Source organism: uncultured Maricaulis sp., from assembly GCF_905480005.1.
Classification (GTDB): domain Bacteria; phylum Pseudomonadota; class Alphaproteobacteria; order Caulobacterales; family Maricaulaceae; genus Maricaulis.
The window spans coordinates 1-3,723 of sequence record NZ_CAJQOO010000063.1 but is presented as its reverse complement, the minus strand read 5'-3'; the positions used below and the strand labels follow the sequence as shown (position 1 = coordinate 3,723).

The window sequence follows — 3,723 nt, the reverse complement described above, 5'->3', positions numbered from 1 at the left end:
CTACCGATCATCCTACAGCCGAAACCGCGATCTCGCCCGCTATCTCGACTGGTACAACACCAACCGACCGCACTATGCTCTCTCGCGGCAGCCGCCAGCCAAAAGGCTCCGCCTGCTGAACAACGTCTTGAGAAACGACAGCTAGCGCGACCGCGCGTCGCGCTTGATCCTGGCGGGCAGGGCGGTATCTCTGGCATCGAAGTGATCGGAGCCGTCATGTCGAGCCAGCCCATTCCCGTCCTGCCCAGCGTGGCCAAGGCCTATGCCTTGCTGATTGCCCATTGGTCGCGTTTCGTGATGGCCGGCCTGCCCTTCACCCTGGCCTATGCCATCCAGCTCTGGCTGGTCCAGAAGGCGCTCGCGGTACCGCTCGACGGGTTCTGGCTGACCCTGGATGCCACCGTGATGATCGCGGCGACCGTCGGTAGTCTCGCTTTTTCCGCCATGTGTTTCCGGCTCGCCGTGCGCGATGAATATGGCGGTCAGTTCGGCCTGCAATTGTCCGGCGATGAGTGGCGCTTCTTCCTGGTGGCCCTGCTCAATGCGGCCCTGGTGTTGATCGTGGCCCTGCTGGCGGCGATGTTTGCCTTTGTGGTCTTCACCACGATCGCCGGCGGTGCCGTGGAAGGTGCCGGCATCGACCCGGAGGATGCCGGTTTCGATCTGCCGATGGCGATGAGCTATATGGGCACCGCCGACTGGGTGGCGGCCTGGGCGGTGAATATGGTGGCCTTCCTGCTGGTCGCCTGGCTGGTGGCGCGTCTGTCCGTGTCCTTCCCGGCGAGTTTTGCGCAAAAGGCGGTGCGGGTCCTGTCGGTCTGGACTCTGAGCGAGGGTCAGGCCTGGCGTATCCTGGCCGCCATGGCGATCGCCGGCCTCCCGCTCATCCTGGTGGAAGTCGCGCTTTATGAAGCGCTCTGCATGGCGCTCGACAGCCGGCCCCTGCTGACCCCGGTCTCGGTCGGCGAGGTCATGGTGACCGATGGCGTGTTTGCGCGCATCCCGGAATACCTCCGCGTTGCGGGGCTGTTCTCGATCGTGAATCTGCCCGTGATGGCAGGGCTTTACGCGCAGTTCTACCGCGCCCGCGCCTAGACGATCAAAGGGCGGGACATCGCCTGTCCCGTTCCCGCTGGTGATTTGTCCGGCTTGCGCCATGATGGGAGCATCGTGATGCAGGAGAGGGACTGATCATGGCCAAGCAAGACTTCGATATCACCAGGGGAATCTTCTGGTTCTTCATCCGTTTCGGCGAGAAGCCGGGCGGGGCGATCTGGCTGATCTTCGTGCAGGCATTGTGCGCGCTCGGATTGCTGGCGCTGTCCGTGATGGTGATGGGTCCAGCCTATATCAATCTGATCCAGCTTGCTGATTCCGGTGCTGCGGGCGCCCTCAGCGAGGCCGAGACAGTCCGGCTTGTCTTCGACACGCTGCTGCCTTTCCTGTCCTACGGTTTCCTGATCATTCCGATCGGCATTCTGTTCGCCGTGATGTTCCAGGCCGCCTGGCTGCGCTTTCTCACCAAGGGTGAGATCAAGCCGGTCATTCCGTTGCGACTGGGCGCAGACGAGATCCGTCTGATCGGCGTCAATCTCCTCTACATCGTGATCGCCTTCGTGGCCTATTTCGGCCTCGCGGCAGTGCTTGGCGTGTTTGGTTTCGGCGCGGCCGTCATGTTTCACGGTGGCGGCAGCCATGCGGACTTCGGTCTCGAGGCCGGTGTGCTGATTGTGCTGGGCGTGCTGGGAATCCTGGTCGGTGCGACCATCCTGGCCATTCGGCTCGCAACGGCCCCCGCATTGACCGTGCTGGATGGGCGCCTGCGCTTCTTCGAAAGCTGGGAAGCCACCAATGGCGTCTTCTGGCACATGCTGCTGACCTATGTCGTCGTCTGGGCCCTCTTGGCCATTGGCGGCAGTATCCTCAGCGGAATAGTGCAATTGGCCGTGCTGGCCGCCTTCCTGCCCACGATCATTGAATTCGTGGATATCGCCGAGCAGGGCCAGCATGTCGACCCGGATGTCGCGCTCGCCACCCTGCAAGCCTGGATCAGCGAGCCGCTCACCATCGTCAGCCTGCTGATCGGTTTCGGCGTGCTGTATGTCGTTCAGGTCCTGTTCGAGGCGGTCTGGCATTCGGTCGGCGCCTACAATGCCGTGCGAGCCCGCAGTGGCGGCGAGGGCGAGGCCGCTGATGTGCCGACCCTGGCAGCAGACCATCCGATGGGGGCTTCGCCGACAGAAGGGTGACGCAATCACGCAAACTGACGGACAAGGCCGGGTCGCCCCAGGGCGGGCCGGCCTTTCGCTGCGTGCTCGATTCTGAATCACAACTTCAGATTAATTCTGCTATCCTGACAGGGTGAGGCTGTATGGACAGCTCTCATTCCCAGAAGGAGGCATCACCATGACCACCAATCTTGCAGGCGTGTACATTACCGGCTTGTTCGGCACGAACGGGCTGCTCGCCCAGACCCAGAGTGAGTTGTTGGCGTCGCAGATGAATGACTACATTTTCTGGTCGGTTCATGTGAATGCGGATGCCAGCCTTCACTATAACGACGTGCCATTGGCGTCGGGCGGAACGCTCGACCCGACCACGGGCGCCGGCATTGGCGGTATCATCAGCGCTGCCCGCAAGGCCGGGCTGGCCCGGAATGTCTGGTTCTCGATCGGTGCCGGCGGGGTCTCTGACTTCCAGAATATCCAGTCCATTCTCTCCGCGGGTGGCGCGCTGGAAGACGAGCTCTATGCCAATCTGAAAGCCCTGATGGATCTCGGCGCAGACGGGTTTGACCTCGACTATGAGGAAGACCTCAGCGACCCGGTGAGCCTGATCAGCCAGTTCACGGTCGGTCTCAATCAGCGCCTCGGCGCCAAGCTGACCTATTGCCCCTATTACGGCACTACGATGTGGATTGACTGCCTCACGGCCAATATGACCGCGCTGGGCAGCCAGCCGGTCGTTGGTTTCAACCTGCAATGCTATTCCGGTGGCGGCGGCAATGATCCGCGGACCTGGGTCAGCGCCATCACAGCGGCCGGCGCCTCGACCGGCGTGAGCGACGCGGTGAGCTTTGTCCGACCGGGCATGGCCGTGGCCGGCTCGCCCTCTTCACCGGCGCTGACGCCGGCGCAGATGACCGCCCAATTGAACAGCTGGGGATCGCCAGGCGGCTGGATCTGGAATTCGGCCAATGTGCTCAACTCCCAGCCCTCGACTGGCGACTCGGTTGCCGATTATGCGAGCGCCATGCTCGCTGCTGTGCCGGTGGCTGAAAAGGCCTAGACCACCAGGGATGGCAGGGCCGGGGCGTTGCCGTGCGCCGCAACGCCCCGGCTTGTCAGGCCGGATCGACCGCGTCTGGTCTCTCGACCTGTGGTGGATGCGGATGGTCCTGGATCCGGGCGGTCCTGGATAGGGACGGTGCTGGATAGGGGCGGTCCCGGATGCGGGCGGTTCCGGATGCAGACAGGCAGGCAGGGCGGCAGGCCTGCGGTGGCAGGCGAGCGATACACCAAGGCCGTAGGCCCAGCCTAACCCGCCTTCTTGCGCAATTCCTTCGCCCGCTCCAGCATCGGTGCCAGATAGCGGCCGGTCCAGCTGCGCTCGACCTTGGCGACGTCTTCCGGCGTGCCGACCGCGACGATCTCGCCGCCGCCATCACCGCCCTCGGGACCCAGATCGATGAGCCAGTCGGCGGTCTTGATGACGTCGAGATTA

At 63.3% G+C, this 3,723-nt stretch carries 4 protein-coding genes; 3 read left to right on the top strand and 1 reads right to left on the bottom strand.

The annotated features are described in order from the left end of the window. Nucleotides 1–216 precede the first annotated feature (216 nt). The 3 genes from QZ266_RS06940 (at nucleotide 217) to QZ266_RS06930 (ending at nucleotide 3,288) form a co-directional block, all read left to right on the top strand. Nucleotides 217–1,095, top strand: coding sequence for a hypothetical protein (locus QZ266_RS06940; protein ID WP_295693140.1), 879 nt, complete (start codon nucleotides 217–219; stop codon nucleotides 1,093–1,095). Nucleotides 1,096–1,193: 98 nt separating this feature from the next. After that, a complete protein-coding gene (locus tag QZ266_RS06935; protein ID WP_295693139.1) occupies nucleotides 1,194–2,249 on the top strand; it encodes a hypothetical protein in 1,056 nt (351 codons plus the stop codon). Nucleotides 2,250–2,406: 157 nt separating this feature from the next. Beyond that, nucleotides 2,407–3,288, top strand: coding sequence for a hypothetical protein (locus tag QZ266_RS06930; RefSeq protein ID WP_295693136.1), 882 nt, complete (start codon nucleotides 2,407–2,409; stop codon nucleotides 3,286–3,288). Nucleotides 3,289–3,536: 248 nt separating this feature from the next. Here QZ266_RS06930 and QZ266_RS06925 read toward each other — a convergent pair. Then, nucleotides 3,537–3,723: hypothetical protein (locus QZ266_RS06925; protein WP_295693133.1), on the bottom strand; the 187-nt coding region annotated here is incomplete at its 5' end.